The organism is Methyloceanibacter sp., from assembly GCF_041573655.1.
Taxonomy (GTDB): Bacteria; Pseudomonadota; Alphaproteobacteria; order Rhizobiales; family Methyloligellaceae; genus Methyloceanibacter.
Genome location: NZ_JBFFQD010000035.1, coordinates 1 through 21,877, shown reverse-complemented (window position 1 = coordinate 21,877; position 21,877 = coordinate 1). Strand labels below are relative to the sequence as shown.

General features: G+C 63.5%; 23 protein-coding genes. 9 read left to right on the top strand and 14 right to left on the bottom strand.

What is annotated here, in order from left to right; genetic code table 11:
- Positions 1–32 precede the first annotated feature (32 nt).
- The gene (locus ABY454_RS09025) at positions 33–362 is read right to left on the bottom strand and encodes a glutaredoxin family protein (protein ID WP_372929990.1); all 330 of its coding nucleotides are present in this window, start codon (positions 360–362) and stop codon (positions 33–35) included.
- A gap of 146 nt (positions 363–508) precedes the next feature.
- Here ABY454_RS09025 and ABY454_RS09020 point away from each other — a divergent pair, with 146 nt between their 5' ends.
- Positions 509–1,315, top strand: coding sequence for a TatD family hydrolase (locus tag ABY454_RS09020; protein WP_372929992.1), 807 nt, complete (start codon positions 509–511; stop codon positions 1,313–1,315).
- Complete coding sequence (locus ABY454_RS09015) at positions 1,312–2,106, top strand: MBL fold metallo-hydrolase (protein ID WP_372929988.1); 795 nt, start codon at positions 1,312–1,314, stop codon at positions 2,104–2,106. Before ABY454_RS09020 ends, ABY454_RS09015 begins: the two co-directional genes overlap by 4 nt.
- Before the next feature lie 38 nt (positions 2,107–2,144).
- Here ABY454_RS09015 and ABY454_RS09010 read toward each other — a convergent pair whose 3' ends face one another.
- The 11 genes from ABY454_RS09010 to rpsF form a co-directional block, all read right to left on the bottom strand.
- A complete protein-coding gene (locus tag ABY454_RS09010; RefSeq protein WP_372929987.1) occupies positions 2,145–2,855 on the bottom strand; it encodes an SDR family NAD(P)-dependent oxidoreductase in 711 nt (236 codons plus the stop codon).
- Positions 2,852–4,339, bottom strand: a complete 1,488-nt coding sequence (gene purF / locus ABY454_RS09005) for an amidophosphoribosyltransferase (protein WP_372929985.1) — start codon at positions 4,337–4,339, stop codon at positions 2,852–2,854. The genes ABY454_RS09010 and purF overlap by 4 nt, the downstream gene beginning before the upstream one ends.
- Before the next feature lie 74 nt (positions 4,340–4,413).
- Positions 4,414–4,986, bottom strand: coding sequence for a CvpA family protein (locus ABY454_RS09000; RefSeq protein WP_372929983.1), 573 nt, complete (start codon positions 4,984–4,986; stop codon positions 4,414–4,416).
- A gap of 123 nt (positions 4,987–5,109) precedes the next feature.
- Positions 5,110–6,492, bottom strand: coding sequence for a DNA repair protein RadA (gene radA, locus ABY454_RS08995; protein ID WP_372929981.1), 1,383 nt, complete (start codon positions 6,490–6,492; stop codon positions 5,110–5,112).
- Positions 6,493–6,503: 11 nt separating this feature from the next.
- The gene (gene alr, locus ABY454_RS08990) at positions 6,504–7,655 is read right to left on the bottom strand and encodes an alanine racemase (protein WP_372929979.1); all 1,152 of its coding nucleotides are present in this window, start codon (positions 7,653–7,655) and stop codon (positions 6,504–6,506) included.
- Positions 7,652–9,133 carry a replicative DNA helicase gene (locus ABY454_RS08985; RefSeq protein WP_372929977.1) on the bottom strand — a complete coding sequence of 494 codons (1,482 nt, stop codon included), beginning with the start codon at positions 9,131–9,133 and terminating at the stop codon, positions 7,652–7,654. Before ABY454_RS08985 ends, alr begins: the two co-directional genes overlap by 4 nt.
- 95 nt (positions 9,134–9,228) lie before the next feature.
- The gene (locus ABY454_RS08980) at positions 9,229–10,506 is read right to left on the bottom strand and encodes a class I SAM-dependent methyltransferase (protein ID WP_372929975.1); all 1,278 of its coding nucleotides are present in this window, start codon (positions 10,504–10,506) and stop codon (positions 9,229–9,231) included.
- Positions 10,507–10,626: 120 nt separating this feature from the next.
- Entirely contained in the window at positions 10,627–11,262 is a 636-nt protein-coding gene (rplI, locus tag ABY454_RS08975; RefSeq protein ID WP_372929973.1) for a 50S ribosomal protein L9, read from the bottom strand.
- A gap of 21 nt (positions 11,263–11,283) precedes the next feature.
- Entirely contained in the window at positions 11,284–12,264 is a 981-nt protein-coding gene (locus ABY454_RS08970) for a DUF2232 domain-containing protein (protein WP_372929971.1), read from the bottom strand.
- A gap of 100 nt (positions 12,265–12,364) precedes the next feature.
- Positions 12,365–12,610 carry a 30S ribosomal protein S18 gene (gene rpsR / locus ABY454_RS08965; RefSeq protein ID WP_372929969.1) on the bottom strand — a complete coding sequence of 82 codons (246 nt, stop codon included), beginning with the start codon at positions 12,608–12,610 and terminating at the stop codon, positions 12,365–12,367.
- Entirely contained in the window at positions 12,607–13,086 is a 480-nt protein-coding gene (gene rpsF, locus ABY454_RS08960) for a 30S ribosomal protein S6 (RefSeq protein ID WP_372929967.1), read from the bottom strand. Before rpsF ends, rpsR begins: the two co-directional genes overlap by 4 nt.
- 311 nt (positions 13,087–13,397) lie before the next feature.
- Between rpsF and fabD the strand changes: the two genes are divergently transcribed.
- The 7 genes from fabD (at position 13,398) to gmk (ending at position 20,154) form a co-directional block, all read left to right on the top strand.
- Positions 13,398–14,351 (top strand): ACP S-malonyltransferase, encoded by a 954-nt coding sequence (fabD, locus tag ABY454_RS08955; protein ID WP_372929965.1) that lies wholly within the window; start codon positions 13,398–13,400, stop codon positions 14,349–14,351.
- Between the two features lie 18 nt (positions 14,352–14,369).
- Complete coding sequence (gene fabG / locus ABY454_RS08950) at positions 14,370–15,107, top strand: 3-oxoacyl-[acyl-carrier-protein] reductase (protein WP_372929963.1); 738 nt, start codon at positions 14,370–14,372, stop codon at positions 15,105–15,107.
- A 240-nt stretch (positions 15,108–15,347) separates the two neighbouring features.
- Positions 15,348–15,587 (top strand): acyl carrier protein, encoded by a 240-nt coding sequence (locus tag ABY454_RS08945; RefSeq protein WP_372929961.1) that lies wholly within the window; start codon positions 15,348–15,350, stop codon positions 15,585–15,587.
- Between the two features lie 98 nt (positions 15,588–15,685).
- Positions 15,686–16,951, top strand: a complete 1,266-nt coding sequence (gene fabF, locus ABY454_RS08940; RefSeq protein WP_372929959.1) for a beta-ketoacyl-ACP synthase II — start codon at positions 15,686–15,688, stop codon at positions 16,949–16,951.
- 325 nt (positions 16,952–17,276) lie between these two features.
- Positions 17,277–18,521 carry an endolytic transglycosylase MltG gene (mltG, locus tag ABY454_RS08935; RefSeq protein ID WP_372929957.1) on the top strand — a complete coding sequence of 415 codons (1,245 nt, stop codon included), beginning with the start codon at positions 17,277–17,279 and terminating at the stop codon, positions 18,519–18,521.
- A gap of 104 nt (positions 18,522–18,625) precedes the next feature.
- Entirely contained in the window at positions 18,626–19,513 is an 888-nt protein-coding gene (locus ABY454_RS08930) for a YicC/YloC family endoribonuclease (protein ID WP_372929955.1), read from the top strand.
- An 8-nt stretch (positions 19,514–19,521) separates the two neighbouring features.
- The gene (gene gmk / locus ABY454_RS08925) at positions 19,522–20,154 is read left to right on the top strand and encodes a guanylate kinase (protein WP_372929953.1); all 633 of its coding nucleotides are present in this window, start codon (positions 19,522–19,524) and stop codon (positions 20,152–20,154) included.
- Here the strand turns inward: gmk and rsmA are convergent.
- A complete protein-coding gene (gene rsmA, locus ABY454_RS08920; protein ID WP_372929951.1) occupies positions 20,151–20,996 on the bottom strand; it encodes a 16S rRNA (adenine(1518)-N(6)/adenine(1519)-N(6))-dimethyltransferase RsmA in 846 nt (281 codons plus the stop codon). The two genes, gmk and rsmA, sit on opposite strands and share 4 nt — an antisense overlap.
- The coding region (gene pdxA / locus ABY454_RS08915) for a 4-hydroxythreonine-4-phosphate dehydrogenase PdxA (protein ID WP_372929949.1) at positions 20,993–21,877 on the bottom strand (885 nt) is incomplete at its 5' end. The genes rsmA and pdxA, both read right to left, overlap by 4 nt.

Here is a 21,877-nt window from a genome sequence, read left to right as displayed (position 1 = left end):
GGACGACGAGGCGCCGGCGTCCTAAGGCCTCTCTATGAGCGGCACAGCTTTTTGATTTGCGCCTCGTTGACGCCGTTGACCAGCACGCCGCCAACGAGGGTCCGCGGGACCGAGGTGTTGCCAAACCGCGCTTTCATCTCGGCTTGCACCGTAGGCGTCGTGGCGTCGCGTCTGGTGTAGCGGATGTTGTTGCGGGCAAGGATGGCCCGGACCTGCCGGCAATAAGGGCACCACGAGGCGTCGTAGAGAACGACCCGTTTGCTACAGCCGGCCTCGGCCGGGGTGCTGGCGGCCATGAACAGGGCGAGCGCGACGGCGGGCGTCGCCAGGAAGGCAAGCATAAGTGAAGGGCGTTTGGGCATTCCGGTCCTCTTAAGAATGGCGCCCACGCAGCGTGCCGGATGGCGCTATTGTGTCCGCTAGCCAGATGCTGCACATAGAGGGCGAATCTGTTGCTTGAGCGGCAAACTAGCAACCTGAAGACGTTAGGTATTTTCATCTTTCCGTGATGTTGATCGACAGTCACTGCCACCTCGATTTTCCGCAGCTCAGCGACGAGCTCGACGCCGTCCTGGCGCGTGCCCAAGACGCGGGTGTGGCGCTCATGGTGACCATCTCGACCCGGGTCGCGCAGTTCGGCAAGCTCACGGACATTGTCGAGGCGCGCGACAACGTCTTCTGTTCGATCGGGACCCATCCGCACAATGCCGCCGAAGAGCCGGACGTGACAGCCGATGAGCTGATCGAGATCGCACGCCACCCGAAAGTCGTGGCGATCGGCGAGGCCGGGCTCGACTACCACTACGACCACAGTCCACGCGATGCCCAAATGAAGGGCTTTCGCACCCATATCGCCGCGGCGCGCGAGACGGGCTTGCCGCTGGTGATCCATGCGCGCGAAGCAGACGAGGACGTTGCCCGCATCCTCGAGGAAGAGAGCGAGAAGGGCGCATTCCCCTTTGTCCTTCATTGTTTCACCAGCGGGCCGGACCTCGCCAAGCGCGGCCTTGCGCTCGGCGGCTTCGTCTCGTTCTCGGGCGTTGTCACGTTCAAAAAAGCAGACGCCTTGCGCGAGATTGCGCGCACTGTGCCGTCAACCCGCGTGCTGGTGGAGACGGACGCGCCCTATCTGGCGCCGGAGCCCTTCCGTGGCAAAACCAATGAGCCGTCTTTCGTGGCACATACGGCGACGCGCTTGGCGACCGTGCGCGGGATTAGTGCAGCCGAACTGGCGCAGATCACCACAGAGAACTTTTTCAACCTATTCACCAAGGTGCCGCGCTCGGCGTTGGGGGCGCAGCCGAACGCCGCATGAGCTTGAAAATCACCATCCTCGGCTGCGGCACGTCAGGTGGCGTGCCGCGCATCGGCAATGAGTGGGGCGCGTGCGACCCGAACAATCCGAAGAACCGCCGCCGCCGTTGCGCGATGCTTATAGAGCGCGAAGGGCCGGACGGGGTGACTCGTGTTCTCGTGGACACGCCGCCTGACCTGCGCGAACAGTTGATCGATGTCGGCGTTGGCCTTCTTGACGGCGTGCTGTTTACCCACGACCACGCCGACCACTGCCACGGCATCGATGACCTGCGCATGGTGGCCTATAACCAGCGCCGCCGCGTCGATGTCTACTACACCGAGGAGACGGGCAAGGTTCTCCGCGAGCGCTTCGCCTATTGCTTCGAGACGCCCGAGGGGAGCGAGTACCCGGCCGTGCTAAGCGGACACGAAATTCGACCGGGTGAGACGGTCCGGATCGATGGACCGGGCGGAGCTATCGAAGCCGTTCCGTTTCTCCAGCGTCACGGGCAGAGCGATACGCTGGGATTTCGCTTCGGGGATATCGCCTATTCGCCTGACGTCAGCGATTTCCCGCAAGAGTCGCTCCATCATCTCAAGGGGCTCGACATATGGATCATCGACGCCCTTCGCTACACGCACCATCCGAGCCATTTATCTTTAGAGCAGGCGTTGGCGTGGATCGAACGGCTCGCGCCGAAGCGCGCCGTGCTGACCCACATGCATGTGGACCTCGACTACGAGACGCTGAAGGATCAACTGCCTGACGGGGTCGAGCCCGCTTATGACGGTATGGTGCTTGGTTCGTAGTGTCGCGCCCGCCTGCTTAGTCCGCGAAGGCGTAGCACTCACACGGCGACGATCTCGCCCGTCTCTGTGAAGTCTGGCAGGGCAAGGCGCAGGATGACTTCTGCCACCGCCTCAGGCGTCTTCAGCGTGTCCTGGTCCTCGCCCGGAAACGCCTCGGCACGCATGGCGGTGGCCGTCGCCCCGGGGTCAACGAGGTTGACGCAGATCGGACTGTCGGCGGTTTCGTTCGCGTAAGTTTTTGCGAGCGTTTCGAGTGCCGCCTTGGAGACGGAGTAGGGCGCCCAGTAGGCGCGGCCGAGGCTCGCGGCGCGCGGCGAGGTGACGAATACGACCCGCCCTGCATCGGAGCGTTGGAGTAACGGGTCCAAGGTACGGATCAGGCGCCAATTGGCGGTGAGGTTGACGGCCAACACGCGGTCCCAGATCTCAGACGGGATATGAGTCAGCGGGCGTAAGCCACCGAGAACGCCCGCATTTCCAACCAGGATGTCGAGCCGGCCGAAGCGCTCATAAAGCGCTGGGCCCAGAGCGTCGATGGTCTGTCCGTCCTCGAGATCGAGGGGGATGATCGAGGCAACGCCGCCCTCGGCCTTGATCTCGTCATCCACGGTCTCGAGCGTCTTTTGCTGCCGCGCCAGCAACAGAACGTGCGCGCCTTCGCGCGCGAAAAGGCGCGCGGCTGCGCGTCCGATGCCACGCGAGGCGCCGGTGATCAGCGCGATACGGCCTTTAAGACGTTGCTCGCTCAACCGACCTCGGCGAGGAAGGAAAGTTGCTTCTGGACGGGCGGGCCTTCGCGGTCGCGTAGGCGCGTCGGGTATTCGCCGGTGAAGCAGTGGTCGGTGAATTGCGGATTGTCGTCGTCGCGGGCCTCAAGGCCCATGGCCCGATAGATGCCGTCGACAGAAATGAAGGCCAGTGAATCTGCGCCGATAAAGGAGCGCATCTCCTCAAGCGAGCGGTTTGCTGCGAGTAGTTTGTCTTGGTCGGGCGTGTCGATGCCGTAGAAGTCCGGATGCGTGATCGGCGGGCTCGAAACGCGCATATGCACTTCCTTTGCGCCGGCCTCACGCATCATTTGCACAATCTTCACCGACGTGGTTCCGCGCACGACGCTGTCGTCGATGAGCACGATACGTTTGCCCTTCACCTGAAGCTCATTGGCGCTATGCTTCAGCTTGACGCCAAGCTGGCGAATGCGTTGCTCCGGCTCAATAAAGGTGCGGCCCACATAATGGTTGCGGATGATGCCGAACTCGAACGGCAGGCCGGACTCTTGCGCATAACCGATGGCCGCGGGCACGCCGCTATCCGGGATCGGTACCACCATGTCGGCGTCGGCGGGGGCTTCGCGTGCCAGCTGCAGGCCCATTTCCTTGCGCACGTCGTAGACCGAACGGCCGCCGATGATGGAATCAGGGCGGGCGAAGTAGATGTATTCGAAGATGCACAGCCGTGCGGGATGCTTGGGCACGAAGCGGTGGCTCTCCAGCCCGCCTTCGCGGGTGGCAACGACGACCTCGCCATTTTCCACCTCGCGGACGAACTCTGCGCCAATGATGTCGAGCGCGCAGGTCTCGGAGGAAAGCACCCAGGCGTCGCCCAAGCGGCCGAGCACGAGTGGCCGGATCCCGAATGGATCGCGCGCGCCCACCAGCTTTTTGTTGGTCATGCCGACAAAAGCGTAGGCACCTTCGACCTGGAGTAGCGCCTCGATGAAGCGCTCCACGAATTGGGTCTTCTCGCTACGCGCCACGAGGTGAAGGATCACCTCAGTGTCGGTCGTCGACTGGCAGATGGCGCCTTTTCTGATGAGGGACTCGCGCAAAGTGAGCGCATTGGTGAGGTTGCCGTTGTGGCAGAGCGTGAAGCCGCCGGACTCAAGGTCGACGAAGAGCGGCTGGACGTTCCGCAGTACGGCATCGCCGCAGGTCGAGTATCGAACATGGCCAACGGCCATGTCGCCCATCAGGCGGTCGATCACGGGGCGTGAGGTGAAGTGGTCTCCGACGAGGCCCAGGCGGCGCTCGGTGTGGAAGTGCTCACCGTCGAAGCTGACGATGCCGGCGGCTTCCTGGCCGCGATGCTGGAGTGCGTGTAGGCCGAGCGCGGTCAGCGCGGCGGCGTCGGGATGGTTAAACACTCCGAACACGCCGCACTCCTCGTGCAGCCTATCCTCTTCCAGCCAGTTCAAGACAGGGTCGCTAACCTCGGCCTGTTCGGTCACGGGCATGGCCTTTCTTCTCCATAAATAGGCGCCCTGGCGAGGGCTTCAATGCCACGCAACTTGTTTCGTTACTGATGCGCTTACGACGGCTGTTCTGGCGGCGTAGGCGCGGCGTCCGTCCCCGGTTCGCCGTCGGGTGCGCCCTCGGGCTGATCGGAGTCTCCAGGAAGCAACTCTTCCGGATGCATGGGGAGCAGAGACTCGATCGCCACCTGCGTCCTTTGAAGAAGGGGATAAGAGCGCGCGTTGCGGACCCATTCTGGTTGGTCTCGGGCAAGCGCGGTGAAGAGGATGAAGACGATGGCGACGAGGAGAAATCCCCGCGCCAGGCCGAAAATGAAGCCCAAGGACCGGTCCAAGGCGCCGACCCGGCTGTCCAGGACCTTGTCGGAGATCCGGAAGGTGATCAGGCTCACGATGATCAGCGTGATGATGAAAACGCCGGCGGCAAACGCGATCTGGGCGATGCTCGGGTTATCGATATACGGGATCAGCACCTCGTAATAGCGCGGCGTGAAATAGAGCGCGGCCACGGCGGCCATGGCCCAGGAAAAGATCGACAGGACTTCGCGGGTGAATCCGCGAACCATCGCCAGAAAGCCCGAGATGAGCATGATGACGATCAAAATTATGTCGAGCCAGGAGATTGGCATGTCGCGGACGCTCCCTCAGCCAGCCGGCGGCAGATTATCACGATTCCCGGCGATGAAGCACAATTGGCCCCGTCGGGCAATGACCCCTGGGTAACACTCGTCGCATTGTCGCAAGGGAACGGTCTAATCCCCGGTCAAAGCGAACCACGCAACCAGCTCATCGAGTTGCGAAACCGGATTCAGGGCGATCCCCTCAACCTCGCGCTCCGCGGAAAGAGAGGCGGCCGGTACAACCGCCCGGGCAAAGCCGAGCTTGGCGGCTTCTTTGAGCCGCTGATCGGTGTGTCCGACGGCGCGGACAGCGCCGGTGAGGCTCACCTCGCCGAAATAGACCCCATCCTCGGGGACCGCACGGCCCGTAAACGAGGAGAGCAGGGCGGCGGCGGCGGCGAGATCTGCGGCGGGTTCGGAAAGGCGCAATCCGCCGGCGACGTTCAGATAGACATCGTGGCTGCCAAGGCGGACCCCGCAGCGGGCCTCCAGCACCGCCAGCAGCATGGAGAGCCGGTTGGGGTCCCAGCCGACCACAGCGCGGCGTGGAGTGCCGAGTGAACTCGGGGCCACAAGAGCCTGTATTTCCACCAAAATAGGTCGAGTGCCCTCCATGCCTGCGAGAACCGCGGTGCCGGGCGTCCCCCGGTCGGCATCGTTGAGGAAGAGGGCCGATGGGTTCTCCACCTCTTTGAGACCCTCAGAGCGCATCTCGAAGACACCGATCTCGTCGGTGGGGCCGAAGCGGTTCTTTACGGCGCGTAGGATACGGAATTGGTGGCCGCTTAGGCTCTCGAAATAGAGCACTGTGTCGACCATATGCTCGATCACTTTGGGGCCGGCGATCTGGCCGTCTTTGGTGACATGGCCGACGAGGACGAGGGTCGTGCCGCTGGCCTTGGCATAGCTGATCAGGGCGGAGGCGCAGCCGCGCAGCTGCGAGATCGTGCCCGGCGCCGACTCAATGCCTTCCGACCACAGGGTTTGAACGGAGTCGATGACGACGAGGGCCGGGGCGGGTCCGCTGCCGAGCGTGGCGATGATGCTGGCGATATTGGTTTCGGTGCCGAGCGCCACGGGGGCTTCGGCCACGCCGAGCCGGCTGGCGCGCATGCGAACTTGCGCGGGCGCTTCCTCCCCGGAGAGGTAGACGATGCGGTGACCGTCTTGGGCAAGTTCGGCAGCCGTCTGAAGCAGGAGCGTGGACTTACCGATGCCGGGGTCGCCGCCCACGAGAACGGCCGCGCCAGGCACGAGCCCGCCGCCAAGCACGCGGTCGAGTTCGGCAATGTCTGTCTTGATGCGGGAGGCGCCTTCTGTCTCCGCGCTCAGTGTCTCGAGACTGGCGAGGCGTCCCTTGCCGCCCTTTATGGCCACGAGGGCCGGGGAACTCGTGGGCGTGGACGCTTCCTCGATGATGGAGTTCCAGGCCCCGCAGGACGGGCACTTTCCCGTCCATTTGTTCGTGACCGCACCGCAGGATTGGCAGACATAAGCTTTGGAGACTTTGGCCATGCGTTTTCGCGCTATCCGCCGACGAAACGCCGGACGGCGCGGCGCCCAAGGCTGGTCAGCACCTCGTAGTCGATTGTGTTGGCGTGGCTGGCGAGGTCGTGCGCGCTGATGTTGTGCCCAAGCAATTCGACCCATTCGCCGCGCCGCGCGTGCGTCTTGGGAACGTCCGTCACGTCGATGGCGATCAAGTCCATGGACACGCGTCCCAGGATCGGGGCGGCATGGTCGCCGATGCGGACGGCCAGTCCTTCGCCGCCGTCGGCCACGGAGAGCGCGCGGAACAACCCGTCGGCGTAGCCCACCGAAACAATTGCGATGCGTGCGCCGTTGGGCAGTGTACGCGTAGCGCCGTAGCCCACCGTCTCGCCGGGCTCCGCCTCGCGCACCTGGAGAATGCGTCCGATCAGGTGCACGACGGGCTGAAACGGATTGGGTCCGCGCCGCTGCGGATGTCCGCCGTAAAGGGCGATGCCGGGCCGCACCAGGTCGTAGACGAAGTCGGCGCCGAGCAGGATGCCGGCCGAGTTGGCAAGGCTCGCCCGCGTCTCGGGCAATCGCGCACGCAAGCTGTCGAAGATGTCGCGTTGGGCCGCGTTCTTGGCGTGCGAAGCATCGTCGGCGCAGGCCAGATGACTCATCACCAAAGAAAGCGAGAGCGCCGACCAAAGCTCCCGGTTGTTGGACACGGCCTCGACGTCGGCTGCCGTCAGACCGAGCCGGTTCATGCCGCTGTCGATATGGACCGCGCAAGGGAGCGCTTCGCCGTAGCGGCTGCATTGGGCGGCCCACTCGCGGATTTCCTCGGCGCTGTTCAGGACGGGGCGTAGGTCTGCTTTGCGGTAGATGTCCGCCGTCCCAGGCAGGAGGCCGCTGAACACATAGATCACCGCTTCGGGCAGCAGCGCGCGCAGCTCTTCCGCTTCCGGCAGTGTCGCTACGAAGAAGGTCTTGCAGCCGGCGCGCCACAAGGCCGGTGCGACTTCGGTCACACCAAGACCGTAGGCATCGGCTTTGACGACCGCGGCGCATTCGGCCGGCGCGGCAAGTTCGCGCAAACGATCATAATTGGCAATCAGCGCATTGAGATCGATGGTGAGCAGGGCGGTGCTGTCCGGGGGCACCTTGTTGTCCGCAGCGGCGTCGCGCGTGCGCGCGTGGCTCACTCGCTGCGCTCCGGCAGACGCTCCGACGGGGCGAGATTGGAGAACCGGGTGAACTCCGGCGTGAACTGCAGCGTCACCGTCCCCGTCGGGCCGTGCCGTTGCTTGCCGATGATCACGTCGGCCTTGCCGGTGACCGTCTCCATGTCCTGTTGCCACTGCCGGTGCTCTTCTGTGTTCTCGCGGGGCTGGCTCCGCTCCAGGTAGTATTCCTCACGGAACACGAACATTACCACATCGGCGTCCTGCTCGATGGAGCCGGATTCGCGCAAATCAGCCAGTTGCGGCCGCTTGTCCTCCCGCTGCTCGACCTGACGGGAAAGCTGGGAGAGGGCCAGGATAGGCACATGCAGCTCCTTAGCCAGGGCTTTGAGCCCCGTGGTGATTTCCGACACCTCCTGGACGCGGCCCTCCTGCGCGCGCCGCGAGGAGCCCGACAGAAGCTGGAGATAGTCGACCACGATGAAGCCGAGCCCACGCTGGCGTTTCAGGCGCCGTGCGCGGGCGGCGAGCTGGGCCACGGTGATGCCGCCGGTCTGATCGATGAACAGCGGCAGGTTCTGAAGCTCCTGGGAGACTTCGACGATGCGGTCGAACTGGTCGCAGTCGATGCGGCCACGGCGGATGCGCTCAGAGGGGATGTAGGACTGTTCGGAGATGATGCGGGTGGCGAGCTGCTCCGCCGACATTTCCAGGGAAAAGAAGCCGACGACCGCGCCATCGGCCGGCGTATCGCCGCCTGCGTTGGCGGCGTTCGCTTTGGCGACGTGGTAGGCGATGTTGGTGGCGAGCGCCGTCTTTCCCATGGCGGGACGTCCGGCGATGATGATCAGGTCCGAGGCCTGAAGTCCGCCCATGCGCTGATCGAGGTCAGAGAAGCCCGTAGCGATCCCCGACAATCCACCGTCGCGCTGATAGGCGTTGGCGGCCATGTCGATGGCATCGGTCAGCGCGGCGGAGAAGGGCTCGAACCCGGCGCCGTACTTTCCCGTCTCTGCCAGTTCGTAAAGCTGCTGCTCGGCATCCTCGATCTGGTCGGAGGGCGCGGCATCGATCGGAGAGTCGAAGGCCGTGTTGACCATGCCTTCGCCGATGTCGATGAGCTGGCGTCGTATGGCGAGGTCGTAGACGGTGCGGCCATAGTCCTCGGCGTTGATGATGGTGGTGGCGTTTGCCGCCAGCCGGCCGAGATATTGCGGCACCGGGAGGTCGGCCACGGGCTCGTCGTTCTGGAAGAACGTCTTCAGCGTGATCGGTGTCGCCCGCTTGCCGCCCATGATCAACTTGGACGCGCTTTCGAAGATGCGCCCATGAAGGCGATCGAAGAAATGTCCGGGCTTCAGGAAGGTCGAGACCCGGTCTAGGGCCTCGTTGTTGACAAGGATGGCACCCAGAAGCGCCTGTTCGGCCTCCAGATTGTGGGGCGACTCCCGGAAAACCGGCGTTTCGGAGGTGTCGGCAGGGCGAATCAGTGCGGTCATGCGCTAGCTAACCAAAGGGGCGCGCCTGGCAAAACACTGATTCTCTATGCAAGCCTGTTATTTTTCTGTCATGCACAGACAGTGTTGATATCCCGCTAGCGGCTGCTCCGGCGCTTGCGCTGGGGGCTCGCGTGGCGTTCGCGCATTCGCAACTCGCGCTCGGCGTCAAAGAAATAGTCGCGGGTCAGAGGTAGCGCGCACTGATCCTTGGTCACCTGGAGCTGGAAGACCATCAGGTTCTGGTAGCGGAAACCCGTCTCCGAGCCCGCCAGATACATTTCCCACATGCGGCAGAAGCGCTCTCCGAACTTCTCGGCCGCCGTATGCCAGGCGCCGCGGAAGCGCTGGCGCCAATGACGCAAGGTCATGGCGTAGTGCAGCCGCAGGATCTCAACGTCGGTGGCCAGCAGGCCCTCGCGTTCGACCGCGGGCAGTACCTCGCTGAGGGCCGGGATGTAGCCGCCGGGGAAGATGTACTTGGCGATGAAGGGATTGGTCGCGGCCGGGCCGTCGAAGCGGCCGATCGAATGAAGCACTGCCACGCCGTTGTCGGTGAGCAGCCGGTTCATCTGGCGGAAGAACATCCGGTAATGGGCAGATCCGACATGTTCGAACATGCCGACCGAGACGATCCGGTCGAACTTGCCCTCCAGATTGCGGTAGTCGCAGAGCTCGAAGTTGACGGCTTTCGCCAGGCCTTCGGCTCGGGCGCGTTCTCGCGCGATTCTGAGCTGCTCCTCGCTCAAAGTGATGCCGGTGACCTCCACATGGGCGGTCTTGGCCAGGTAGAGCGCGAGGCCGCCCCAGCCAGAGCCAATGTCGAGGATGTGCATGCCGTCGGCGAGATAGAGCTTGGCCGCGAGGTGGCGCTTCTTGGCTTCCTGCGCGTCTTCGAGCGACATGCCGTCATGCTCGAAATAGGCGCAGGAATACTGCCGGTCCGGATCGAGGAACAGCGCGTAGAGGGAGCTGTCGAGGTCGTAATGGTGGGCGACGTTCCGCTTCGAACGGCCAATGGGATTGAAATGCTGTAGGCGCTGCGTCGCGTACATGAAGCGATCGAGAAAATGCAGCCAGCGAGGCTGGCGGTGCTGGGCGTTGGTCAGCAGCAGTTCGAGAAAGTCGTAGATCGTGCCGTGTTCGAGAACGAGGCGGCCGTCCATGTAGGCCTCGCCAATGGCGAACGGTGCATTGAGTGTGAGTTGGCGCTCGGTACGCTTGTCGGTGATGCGGGCGATGACTTGCGGGCCACTGCGATCGCCGAAGTCGTAAGCACAACCATCACTGTCAACCAGTCTCAGATGACCGGTTGTGACGGTCCGCTCAAGGGTATTGACGAGCGGGCGAAACATCCATGTCGCACGCCTAGTCATGACCTCGGGCTCCACCGAGTCGTCGAAGTCGAGCCAAGGCTAGCTTAGACTAGAGGCAGGCAGGACAACAGCCTGCCTCTAGCGTTACTTAAGGCTTCAGCGGTGCACGCCCCCGCGTGACTATGCGGGCGTCTCGTCCTCGCTTGTCTTCTCGGTGGTCTCTTCGACCGCCTCCGACGGCTGCTCTTCTTCGGGCTTCGCACCTTCCTCGAACAAGCTTTCGGCGGCTTCGAGCGCGGCTTCCGCGTCCTCTTCCTCGTCGCTCAGAGTGCGGGTGACGTCCTCGCCGCGCGCCTGGCGGGCAGCCTCTTCCTCGGACCGCGCCACGTTGACGACGATATTCGGCTCCACCTCGCCGTGAAGCGAGACACGAACTTCGTGCAGGCCAAGGGCCTTGATCGGCCGGTCGAGAAGGACCTGACGGCGTTCGATGGAGAAGCCGCCTTCGGTGACGGCGGTTGAGATGTCACGTGTGGAGACTGAGCCGTAAAGCTGACCGTTGTCGCCGGCTTGCCGGATGACAATGAAGGTCTCGCCATTGAGCTTGCCGGAGACGGCCTCGGCTTCCGTTTTGGCTTCGAGATCGCGAGCCTCGAGCTGCGCGCGCTGGCTCTCGAAGTGCTTGCGGTTGGTATCGGTGGCGCGAAGTGCCTTGCCCCGCGGCAAGAGAAAGTTGCGCGCGTAACCGTCCTTCACGTTGACCACGTCGCCCATCTGGCCAAGGCGGCCGATGCGCTCAAGTAAAATGACTTCCATGCGTTCTACTCCTATGTGTTGTCAGTCTGTTTCGTCGTCTCTGGATGGCGGGGTGTTGGGTGTGCGGGGGCCGCGGCGTAAGCCGAACAAGGGCTCGCCGAGACCGATAATGGCGACCACGATGGCGACCCAGCCTAAGAACAGAATTCCGAGATAAACCGCGACCAGCAGAAGCGGGCGCATGGTCATGCCGAGGCTGTAGGTGTGAATCACCGCCAAGCCTTGCAGCACGTAGGCGAACAGCATCGCACCGGCAAAGCCGGTGGCGAGCACGCCAACGATCCCTGGCAAGAACGACAGGGCGAGCGCGACGGCAAAGACGGCGACAAAGGCGTTCGGCACTTCGAGAGCATGCAGATCGGGCCAGGGACGTAAGGCGCGGCCCGATGACTCGACAATGAATCCACCCACCCAAAGATTGAAGAGGACAATGATCAGCCAGACGACCGCGAACGCGGCCGGCAGGGTCTTGGCCAAAACGACTTTGAGTTTTTCGACGGTCTCCGGCGTGAAGATGTTGCCGTCGGGATCGAGCGCCGCGATGAGTTCGGGACTGAGGAGGGCGCCAACCTGCTGGCGATAGGTCTCCACGTCCGGCCCAAGCGCAAGGGCGAGAAGGCCGGCCAAGAATCCGGCCATCATCGCCGCCCAGCCGACGAGCCGGCCAGGGGGATACCACTCAAGGGCGGCAGCGCCTTCCTCATTCGGCACTGCGGCGGGGCGCGCCAGAAGCAGGAGGTGGATGAGCGTGACGATGGGGAGGCCCAGCGTGAGCCCGAAAGCCAGCCCGAGAGGGGCGCTGAGTACGACGGCTAGGAGCAGTGCTCCTGTCGCGGCCGCGATCAGGACGGTGGCGCGGCCCCAACCGAGCCCGGCGAGGCACAGCGGCAGCGGCGCGAGATAGAAGGGAATGCCGGCGAATGCGCCCGCCAGAGCGGCCGATGCAAAGAGAGCCGCTGAGACAAGGCCTGCGCCTACGCCAATAAGTATCTGTGTTGGCATCGTTTTCGCTGTCCCGCCTCCTTTGAAGAGCGGTTAGGGGAGGCCATCAGGCCTACCCCAACTTTCTCGTCACGTCGTGCGCCGTGTTTGGCGCGTCAGCCTACTGAATGAGATACGGCAACAGCCCAAGGAAACGGGCGCGCTTGATGGCCCGGGCCAGCTCGCGCTGCTTCTTGGCCGACACCGCCGTGATCCGGCTTGGCACCATCTTGCCGCGCTCGGACACGTAACGCTGGAGCAGCTTCACATCCTTGTAGTCGATCGTGGGTGCCTTATCGCCTGTGAAGGGGCAGGTCTTGCGCCGGCGGTAGAACGGGCGGCGGGCCTGCATGGAGGTGGAGCTCATTCGCCGGACTCCTCTTTCGTCTCTTCTTTCTTCTCTTCAGCAGCGGGCTCGCTTGGCTTGGCCGCTTCGGTGCGTTCGGGACGAGGCTCGCGCGGGCCGTGGTCACGGCGTCCGCCATGGTGACGGCCTCGATCGCCACGACCGTCGCGGTCGTCCGAACGGCGCATCATGGCCGAAGGCTCGGTTTCGTGCTCATCGACCTTGATGGTCATGAAGCGAATGACATCGGTCGACAGACCCATTTGCCGCTCCATCTCCGCAACCGCCTCGTGGGGTGCCTCGATGTTGATCAGCGTGTAGTGGGCCTTCCGATTCTTCTTGATGCGGTAAGAGAGGGACTTGAGGCCCCAATATTCAGTCTTGCCGACCTTTCCGCCATTCTCCTCAAGGAGAGAGCGGTAGGTGTCGACCAGACCTTCGACTTGCTGCGCCGAGATATCCTGGCGCGCCAAGAACACATGCTCATAGAGAGGCATGAATAGCCTTTCCTTCTTCATTGCTCCGGCGCGAAGCCTCAACCTGGGCGCATTGGTAAGGAAAGGCCCAAGAAAGCTCTTTAGAGCGCATGCCCAGAAGAGCGGAGACACGGGAGGGCGGCCGTTCAAGCCTGCCGCGAAAGCGGTCCTCCGTTCAGCCTCCGACCGGAGCGGTTGCTGGTGGGCGCTTTATAGAGCCTGCCACGTGCTTTGCAAGGCCGTCGGGGCCCCCGCGGCATCCACTTGCTTGACAGGTCAGATTGAAACAGTGTCTTTGGCGGTCCTCTGTCAACCGCCACGATTTTCAGCACATGAGCATTGCTTTCATTTTTCCTGGCCAAGGAAGCCAAGCCGTCGGCATGGGTGCCGAGCTGGCCAAGGCATATCCTGCGGCCCAGGCCGTTTTTTCTGAGGTTGATGAGGCCCTTGGCCAGAAACTCTCACATTTGATGTGGGAAGGCCCGGAAGCCGATTTGACGCTGACCGAGAACGCTCAGCCGGCCCTGATGGCGGTCTCCATGGCGGCGATGCGGGTCTTGAGCGATACCAAAGGCGTGTCGCTCGCCGAAACGGCCGCCTATGTGGCTGGGCACTCCCTTGGCGAATATTCCGCGCTTGCCGCAGCCGGCGCGCTCAGCCTTGCCGACACGGCGCGGCTCCTGAAGACCCGTGGGCGGGCGATGCAAGCGGCGGTGCCCGTGGGCGAAGGGGCCATGGCCGCGCTTCTCGGCGCCGACCTGGAGCAAGCCCAAGAGCTCGCCAAGGCAGCCGCCGAGAGTGACGTGTGCCAGGCCGCGAACGACAACGCCCCAGGCCAAGTGGTTATCTCCGGCAGTCGGGCCGCCATCGAGCGCGCCGTCGAACTGGCGCCGAAATATGGCGCCCGCCGTGCGGTGCTCCTACCTGTCAGCGCGCCGTTCCATTGCGCGCTGATGCAGCCGGCGGCCGATGCGATGGCCGAAGCGCTCGCCGGTGTGGAGATCAATGCGCCGGCGGTTCCGGTGATTGCCAATGTGCTGGCCGAACCCATCTCCGATCCGGAGGCCATTCGGTCCCGGCTCGTCGAACAGGTCACGGGTATGGTGCGCTGGCGCGAGACCATGGCCTTTCTTGCCAGCAAGGATGTGAATGCGGTCTACGAAGTGGGCGCCGGTCGTGTGCTAACTGGCATTGCAAGACGTTTCGATGGCATCGAGGCCAAAAGTTTGGGCACGCCCGACGAACTGGAGGCCGCAAGCGTGGCGCTTCAGGGCGGCAGCGCCTGAGGAAGGGAGAGCTTCTAAATGTTCGATCTCAGCGGAAAGAATGCGCTGGTGACCGGCGCCACCGGCGGCATCGGCGGGGCCATTGCCAAGGCGCTGCATGGGCAGGGCGCCTCGGTGGCGATTTCGGGCACCAACGCGGGCAAACTCGAAGCCCTTGCCACAGAGCTCGGCGAGCGCGTGTTCGTGCTGCCTTGCGATTTGCGCGACCGGCCAGCCGTGGTCCAACTTGCGGAGACTGCAGAGAAGACGCTGGGCCAGGTCGATATTCTCGTCAACAATGCGGGCATCACCCACGACAATCTCTTTATGCGGATGAAGGACGAGGAGTGGGACGACGTCATCGCCGTCAACTTGACGTCCGTGTTCACGCTCACCCGCGGGATATTGCGGGGCATGATGCGCCGCCGTGCAGGCCGTATCGTCAACATCGCGTCGATTTCAGGCGTCTTCGGTAACCCCGGGCAGGGCAATTACGCCGCCTCGAAAGCCGGGCTCGTTGGTATGACCAAGTCTCTTGCCCGCGAAGTGGGCGCGCGCGGCATCACGGCGAACTGCATCTCACCCGGATTCATTACGACCCCGATGACCGATGCGCTGACGGAGAAACAACAGGAGGCGATTGCTGCCGCGATTCCGGCGCAGAGCTTCGGCAAACCGGACGATGTCGCCGCGGCGACGGTTTTCTTTGCCAGCGACGAGTCCGCCTATGTCACAGGCGAGACCATGCACGTGAACGGCGGCATGATCATGATTTAATGACTGTTGTAACAATGGGTTAGGCGGTCACGCTGAGAACGATTGGCAAGGCGCCGTGCCGCATGAGGGCTTCTGGCAAAGTCATATAGAGTGTGTTACCCAAACGGCCGTTCGGTGGGGGGTTGACAAAGGACAATCCCGCCGCGATCAACGCCCCTGAATTGCCGCTCGGGGGTACAAGGCCATGAGCCGCGGGCTCGGGGGTACGCGAGGACATAGTTAAGGGACGGTGACGAGGACATGAGCGATATCTCTGAGCGCGTAAAAAAGATTGTGGTGGAGCATCTTGGTGTTGAGGCCGACAAGGTCGCCGACAATGCAAGCTTCATCGACGACCTCGGGGCGGACAGCCTCGACACGGTCGAGCTGGTGATGGCATTTGAGGAAGAGTTCGGGTGCGAGATCCCGGACGATGCCGCTGAGACGATTCTCACCGTCGGCGACGCCATCAAGTTCCTGGAAAAGAACACGGCGGCGTAAACCCCGGCCTCGCGCGAACGCATTTTGCCGTCCGCGCGTTAAGACGAGCGAGCGTTGGGCTCGATAACCGGTCTTTCTTGAGATCACGCGAAGGCGCGATGCGACGTGTCGTCATCACAGGTTTGGGTATTGTCTCGCCGCTCGGCAGCGGTCACGAGACTGCTTGGCGTCGGCTGACGGCGGGTGAGAATGCGGCCCAGCGTATCGATGAGTTCGATGTCTCGGATTTGTCCTGCCAGATCGGCTGCCAGGTTCCGCGGGGCGACGGCAGCGACGGCTCGTTTAATCCAAACGACTGGATGGAACACAAAGAGCAGCGCAAGGTCGACGACTTTATTATCTACGCGATGGGCGCGGCCACGCAGGCACTGACTGACGCGGGCTGGAAGCCGACCGCCTATGAGGATCAGATCCGCACGGGCGTGTTGATAGGGTCCGGCATTGGGGGCCTGCAGGGCATTGAGAAGTGCTCGCTGCTGTTTGCCGATAAGGGCCCGCGCCGGGTCAGCCCCTTCTTTATTCCGGGCCGCCTTATCAATCTCGCTTCGGGCTACGTCTCCATCGAGCATGGGCTGAAAGGCCCTAACCACGCAGTGGTCACCGCCTGTTCGACGGGTGCCCATGCCATCGGCGATGCGTCGCGGCTGGTGGCGCTTGGCGATGCGGATGTCATGCTTGCGGGCGGTTCGGAATCGCCGATCTGCCGTCTGGCGCTTGCTGGTTTTGCAGCCTGCCGCGCGCTGTCGACGAACTTCAACGATCAGCCGCAGAAGGCCTCCCGGCCTTACGACCGTGACCGCGACGGGTTCGTCATGGGCGAGGGGGCCGGCATGATGGTGATCGAGGAACTCGAGCACGCCAAGGCGCGTGGCGCGAATATCTACGCCGAGATCATCGGCTACGGCTTGACGGGCGATGCGTTCCACATCACCGCGCCGGCTGAGGATGGCGATGGCGCCTTCCGATGCATGTCGGCGGCCGTGAAACGGGCGGGCATCGACCCCGCCGATATCGACTACATTAACGCACACGGCACCTCGACACCCATGGGTGACGAGATCGAGCTTGGGGCCGTGGAGCGGCTTTTCGGCAATGCCGCCGGCAAGGTCTCCATGTCGTCGACGAAGTCGGCGACGGGACATCTCCTGGGTGCCGCCGGCGCCGTGGAAGCGATCTTCTCCGTGTTGGCGATACGCGACAACGTGGCGCCGCCTACGCTCAATCTGGACAATCCTTCGGTTGCGACGGCCATCGATCTCGTGCCGCATAAAGCGCGTCAACGGAACATCGACACGGTGTTGTGCAACTCCTTTGGATTTGGCGGGACGAACGCATCGCTAGTCATGCGCCGTTACGCCGCTTGATCTGTTACGCTTTTGCTTGTCAGGCGAACCTCCCTTTCGCCATATTTGGACGCAAAGTGGCTTAGACATCCGCGGGGGCGCGCGCTGATCCAGCATGACTTCTTCGAGGAATACTCCCCCACCACCACCGTCTCCTCCCGGGAAACCACCGGGGAATCCTCCCGGGCGTCCCCCGCTGCGTCCGGGAACGGCGCGTCCTGGATCGCCAGGTCATGGGACGCAAGGTCATGGGGCCGCGCGTCCTGGAACGCCGGGGCAAGCGGCGCCGGGTCCTGGGACGCCAGGTCAAGGGGCTGGTGGTTATGGAACGGGGCGCCCGATCCCCATGCCCGGACCGGCGGGGCAGTCACTGCCGCGCAGTCCAGCCGAGGCGCTGGAGCCACAACGTCCACCCGAGCTTCGCGCTCAAGAAGAGGTTGAGGAGAACGATCGTCCGTTCCTGCGGATGCTCGATGGTCTCGTCAACGCCGTCTTTATTCTCGCCTGCATGGCCATCGGCGCCTTCTACTTCATACATTCGGAGTTCAATCGTCCGGGCCCGCTCCAGGTCTCGACCGTGTTTGTCGTGCCGAAGGGCGAAGGTACGGCGGCGATCGCGGAACGGCTCACAGCGGAAGGTGTCATCACCGACCGCCGCATCTTCATGGCGAGCATCTTCTACTTTATGCATTTGAAGGGGCAGGGGTCGCTAAAGGCCGGCGAGTATCAGTTCGATAAGCACGCCTCCATGCGTCAGGTCCTGGACACCTTGGTCGAAGGCAAATCTATCCAGTACCGGGTCACGTTCCCGGAAGGCTGGACGAGCCAGCAGATCGTTCAGCGGCTGGCGGCCAACACGCAACTGAATGGACCTGTGCCGGCAGTACCTGCCGAGGGCTCGCTTCTGCCCGATACATATAGTTTCGGCACCAAGGACACGCGGGAGGACATTCTCCAACGCATGGCCGTTGCGCATCAAAAATACCTGGCGAAGCTGTGGGAGGAGCGTGACCCGGACATCATGGTCAAGACGCCGGAGGAAGCGGTGATTTTGGCGTCCATGGTTGAGAAGGAAACCGGCGTTGCCGAGGAGCGGCCGCACATTGCCAGCGTCTTTCACAACCGGCTTCGCAAGCGGATGCGCCTTCAGTCCGACCCCACCATTATCTATGGCATCTTTGGCGGGTCTGGCATGCGTGACCATCCGATCACGCGGGAAGAGCTTGATCGTCCAAACCCCTATAATACCTATAAGATCGATGGCTTGCCGCCGACGCCGATCGGCAATCCTGGACGTGCGGCGATCGAGGCGGTGCTGAAGCCCGCGAAGACCAAGGATCTGTATTTCGTTGCCAACGGGAAGGGGGGACACTTCTTCTCTGCGACCCTGGCCCAGCACAACAGCAACGTGGTCAAGTGGCGCAAGATCGAGCGTGAGATCCGGGCGCGGCAGAAAGCCGAGGCCGAGGCGGCGGCGGCAGCGGAGGCGGCCAAGGACCATGGCGTCCTGCTGCCTGAAGGCGAGGTCGGGCTCACTGTCGTGGACGGTCCGCCGGCCATCCCGTTGCGCAATCCCAGCCGCACGCCTTGAGTCTCTTCACCCCATTTTGCAGCTTTGGGTACCTTCAGGCCTGATTTTGTTCTCGACTCGGCTATAAAGCCGGGCGAGCCCCTCAGTTGAGCGAGGCAATGTCGATGACCTTGAAGAGCATGACCGGCTTTGCCCGCACCGACGGGCTGCATGGGGAGACCAGCTGGTTTTGGGAAGTGCGCAGCGTCAACGGGCGGTCGCTCGACCTGCGGTTACGGCTTCCGTCGGGTCTCGAACGGCTTGAGGCGGGTGCGCGCGGTCTTTGCCAGGAGCGGTTGGCGCGCGGCAATTGCACGGTCAATCTCGGTGTGAAGCGTGACGCCGGGCAGACGGAGATCCGGCTCAATGAGACCGCGCTTGGCCAGGCGCTGGCTGTCGCCAAACAGGCGAGCACTTTGAGTGGTCTCGAACCGGCCCAGCTCGATACGCTGCTTGGGATGCGGGGTGTGGTGGAGACCGCGGAGCCTGAGGACAGCGAGGAGAAGCAGGCGGCCCTTGGACATGCGCTGCTTGCCGGGCTTGCGGCGGCTCTGGATCAGCTGGTGGAGACGCGGACCGCCGAAGGCGAACGCCTGCAGCAGGCCATCGAAACGCAGATCTCCAGCATCGACACGTTGGTTGCCCAAGCGGCCGACGCCGTCGCGCGTCAGCCGGCGATTCTCGCGGAGCGCCTTCGCGAACAGATTGGGCGGCTTGCCGAGGCCGGCGCCACGCTAGAGCCCGAGCGGTTGCATCAAGAAGCGCTGTTGCTGGCTGCGAAAGCCGACATCCAAGAAGAGATCGATCGCTTGCGTGCCCATGTTGAGGCCGCCAACGAACTGATCGCCAGCGGCGCACCGGTCGGGCGGAAGCTGGAGTTCCTGGCGCAAGAGTTCAATCGCGAAGCCAATACGATCTGCTCCAAGGCCTCCGATGTTGAGATCAGCCGGACGGGGCTGGAGCTCAAATCGGTGATCGATCAGCTTCGCGAGCAAGTCCAAAACATCGAGTGAGGCCTCCCATGGAGACAATCGGCCGTCGAGGACTCATGCTGGTGCTGTCGTCGCCGTCGGGCGCGGGCAAGACGACGATCGCGCGGCGCGTGCTTGACGAGGACGAGGGGGTTGCCGCCTCGATTTCCCATACGACACGCGAACAGCGCCCCGGCGAAGTGGATGGCCAGGACTACCACTTCGTAGACAAGAAGGCTTTCAGCCGGATGCGGGAGCAGGGGGCCTTTCTGGAGTGGGCCGTCGTGTTCGACAACTACTACGGCACGACGCGCGACCCCGTGGAGCAGGCCTTAGGTTCGGGCCAGGACGTGTTGTTTGACGTGGATTGGCAGGGCGCTGATGCCTTGCGCAAGTCTGCAAGGAACGATGTGGTTTCCGTCTTCGTTCTGCCGCCCACGGCCGACGCCCTTGAGCAGCGGCTCAAGACGCGTGCACAAGACTCCGCCGCCGTCGTCGTCCGGCGCATGCGCGGCGCCAGCAACGAGATCCAGCACTGGAAGGACTATGATTATGTCCTCGTCAACTTCGACGTCGATCAATCGGTTGCCGCGGTGCATGCCATTCTGGCGGCGGAGCGTCTAAGACGCACCCGTCTCACTGGGTTGAACGAATTCGTGGAGGGCCTTCTGTCGCAGCTCTAACGATCCTTGAGCGCGTTCGCGATCCGGCAGAAGTCAGCAACCTCCAACTCCTCGGCGCGCGCTTTAGGATCAAGGCCAAGACCCGTGAGCAGAGTCTCTGGATCTTGCACGATCTGGCGGAGGCTGGCGCGCAGCATCTTGCGTCTTTGACCGAACGCGGCCGCGGTGACCGTCTCCAACTGTGCGGCATCGCAAGGTGGTGTCGGGGCCGGCTTCGGCACGAATTCCACGATGGCGGACGAGACCTTCGGCTTTGGCGTGAAAGCGTCCGGCGGCACGTTAAAGAGTATGCGCGTCTGCGCGCGCCATTGGGACAGCACGGACAGGCGGCCATAGGCCTTGGTGCGTGGCGTGGCGACGATGCGCTCGGCCACTTCGCGCTGGAACATGAGTACGAGCCTGTCGAACCAAGGCGGCCAAGGCTCGGTCTTCAACCATCCGATGAGGAGAGGCGTGCCGACGCTATAGGGGAGGTTGGCCACGACCCGGGCGGGCCGCACGAGCTCCAGCGCTCCATAGTCGACGTCCAGCGCATCGGCGGCAATCACGTCGAGACGGCCGGGATAAGCGGCCGCGACCTGATCCAGAGCAGCAAGGCAACGATCGTCGCGTTCGATGGCGATAACGGCGCTTGCACCTTCCATAAGGAGCGCACGGGTCAGGCCGCCTGGTCCCGGGCCGACCTCGACGACCGTAACGCCTTCGAGAGGCCCGGCGGCGCGCGCAATGCGGCCCGTCAGATTGAGATCGAGCAGGAAATTCTGGCCGAGGCTCTTCTTTGCCGTAAGCCCGGCGCTGCGGATCACCTCGCGCAAGGGCGGCAGGCCGTCGGGCGTGGTCACGATACCGTCTCGCGGGCGGCACTCTCGCTCATGGCCTCGGCGAGACGTAGCGCCTCGATGAGGCTTCGCGGATTTGCCGCGCCGGAACCTGCGATGTCGAAGGCCGTACCGTGGTCGGGCGAGGTGCGCACAAAGGGGAGCCCAAGCGTGACGTTCACACCCTCTTCGAAAGCGAGTGTCTTAAACGGCACCAGCGCTTGGTCGTGATACATGCAGATGGCGGCGTCATAACGCTCCCGCGCCGCCGTATGGAACAGCGTGTCGGCGGGGTAGGGGCCCGAGACATCAAGCCCTGCGTTTCGCGCCGCCTCGATGACGGGCGCGATGATCTCAAGCTCTTCGCGTCCCAGGCTGCCGTCTTCGCCCGCGTGAGGATTGAGCCCGCTCACGGCAAGCCGCGGTTGCTCGTAGCCGAAGAAGCGGCGCAAGTCCCGGTCGGTGATCTCGAGGGTCGCGCGCAGCAAGTCCTGGGTGAGGGTCCGGGGCACATCCTTTAGCGGGATGTGGATCGTTGTGGGCACGACCTTGAAGGGACCAGCCACCAGCATCATGACTGGCAGCAACGGCGTCTCGCCGCCGTCACCGGCAAGCGCGGCCAAATACTCCGTGTGCCCGGGGAAGGCAAAGCCCGCCTCATAGAGGTGCGCCTTGGAAACGGGGTTGGTGACGACCGCGCGCGCTTCCCAGCGTTGCACCAGCGCCACGGCCGTTTCGATCGAACGTTTTACCGCGTCCATGGCGGCCATGGTGGGCCGGCCGGCGGTAACAGTCTCGGGGACGTCGATCGGGAGGAGGGGAAGCGCTTGGTCGAAGACGGACAGCGCCTCAGCCGCCGACGATACGGTGGCGATGGGCACGGAAAGGCCGAGCGCATCGGCGCG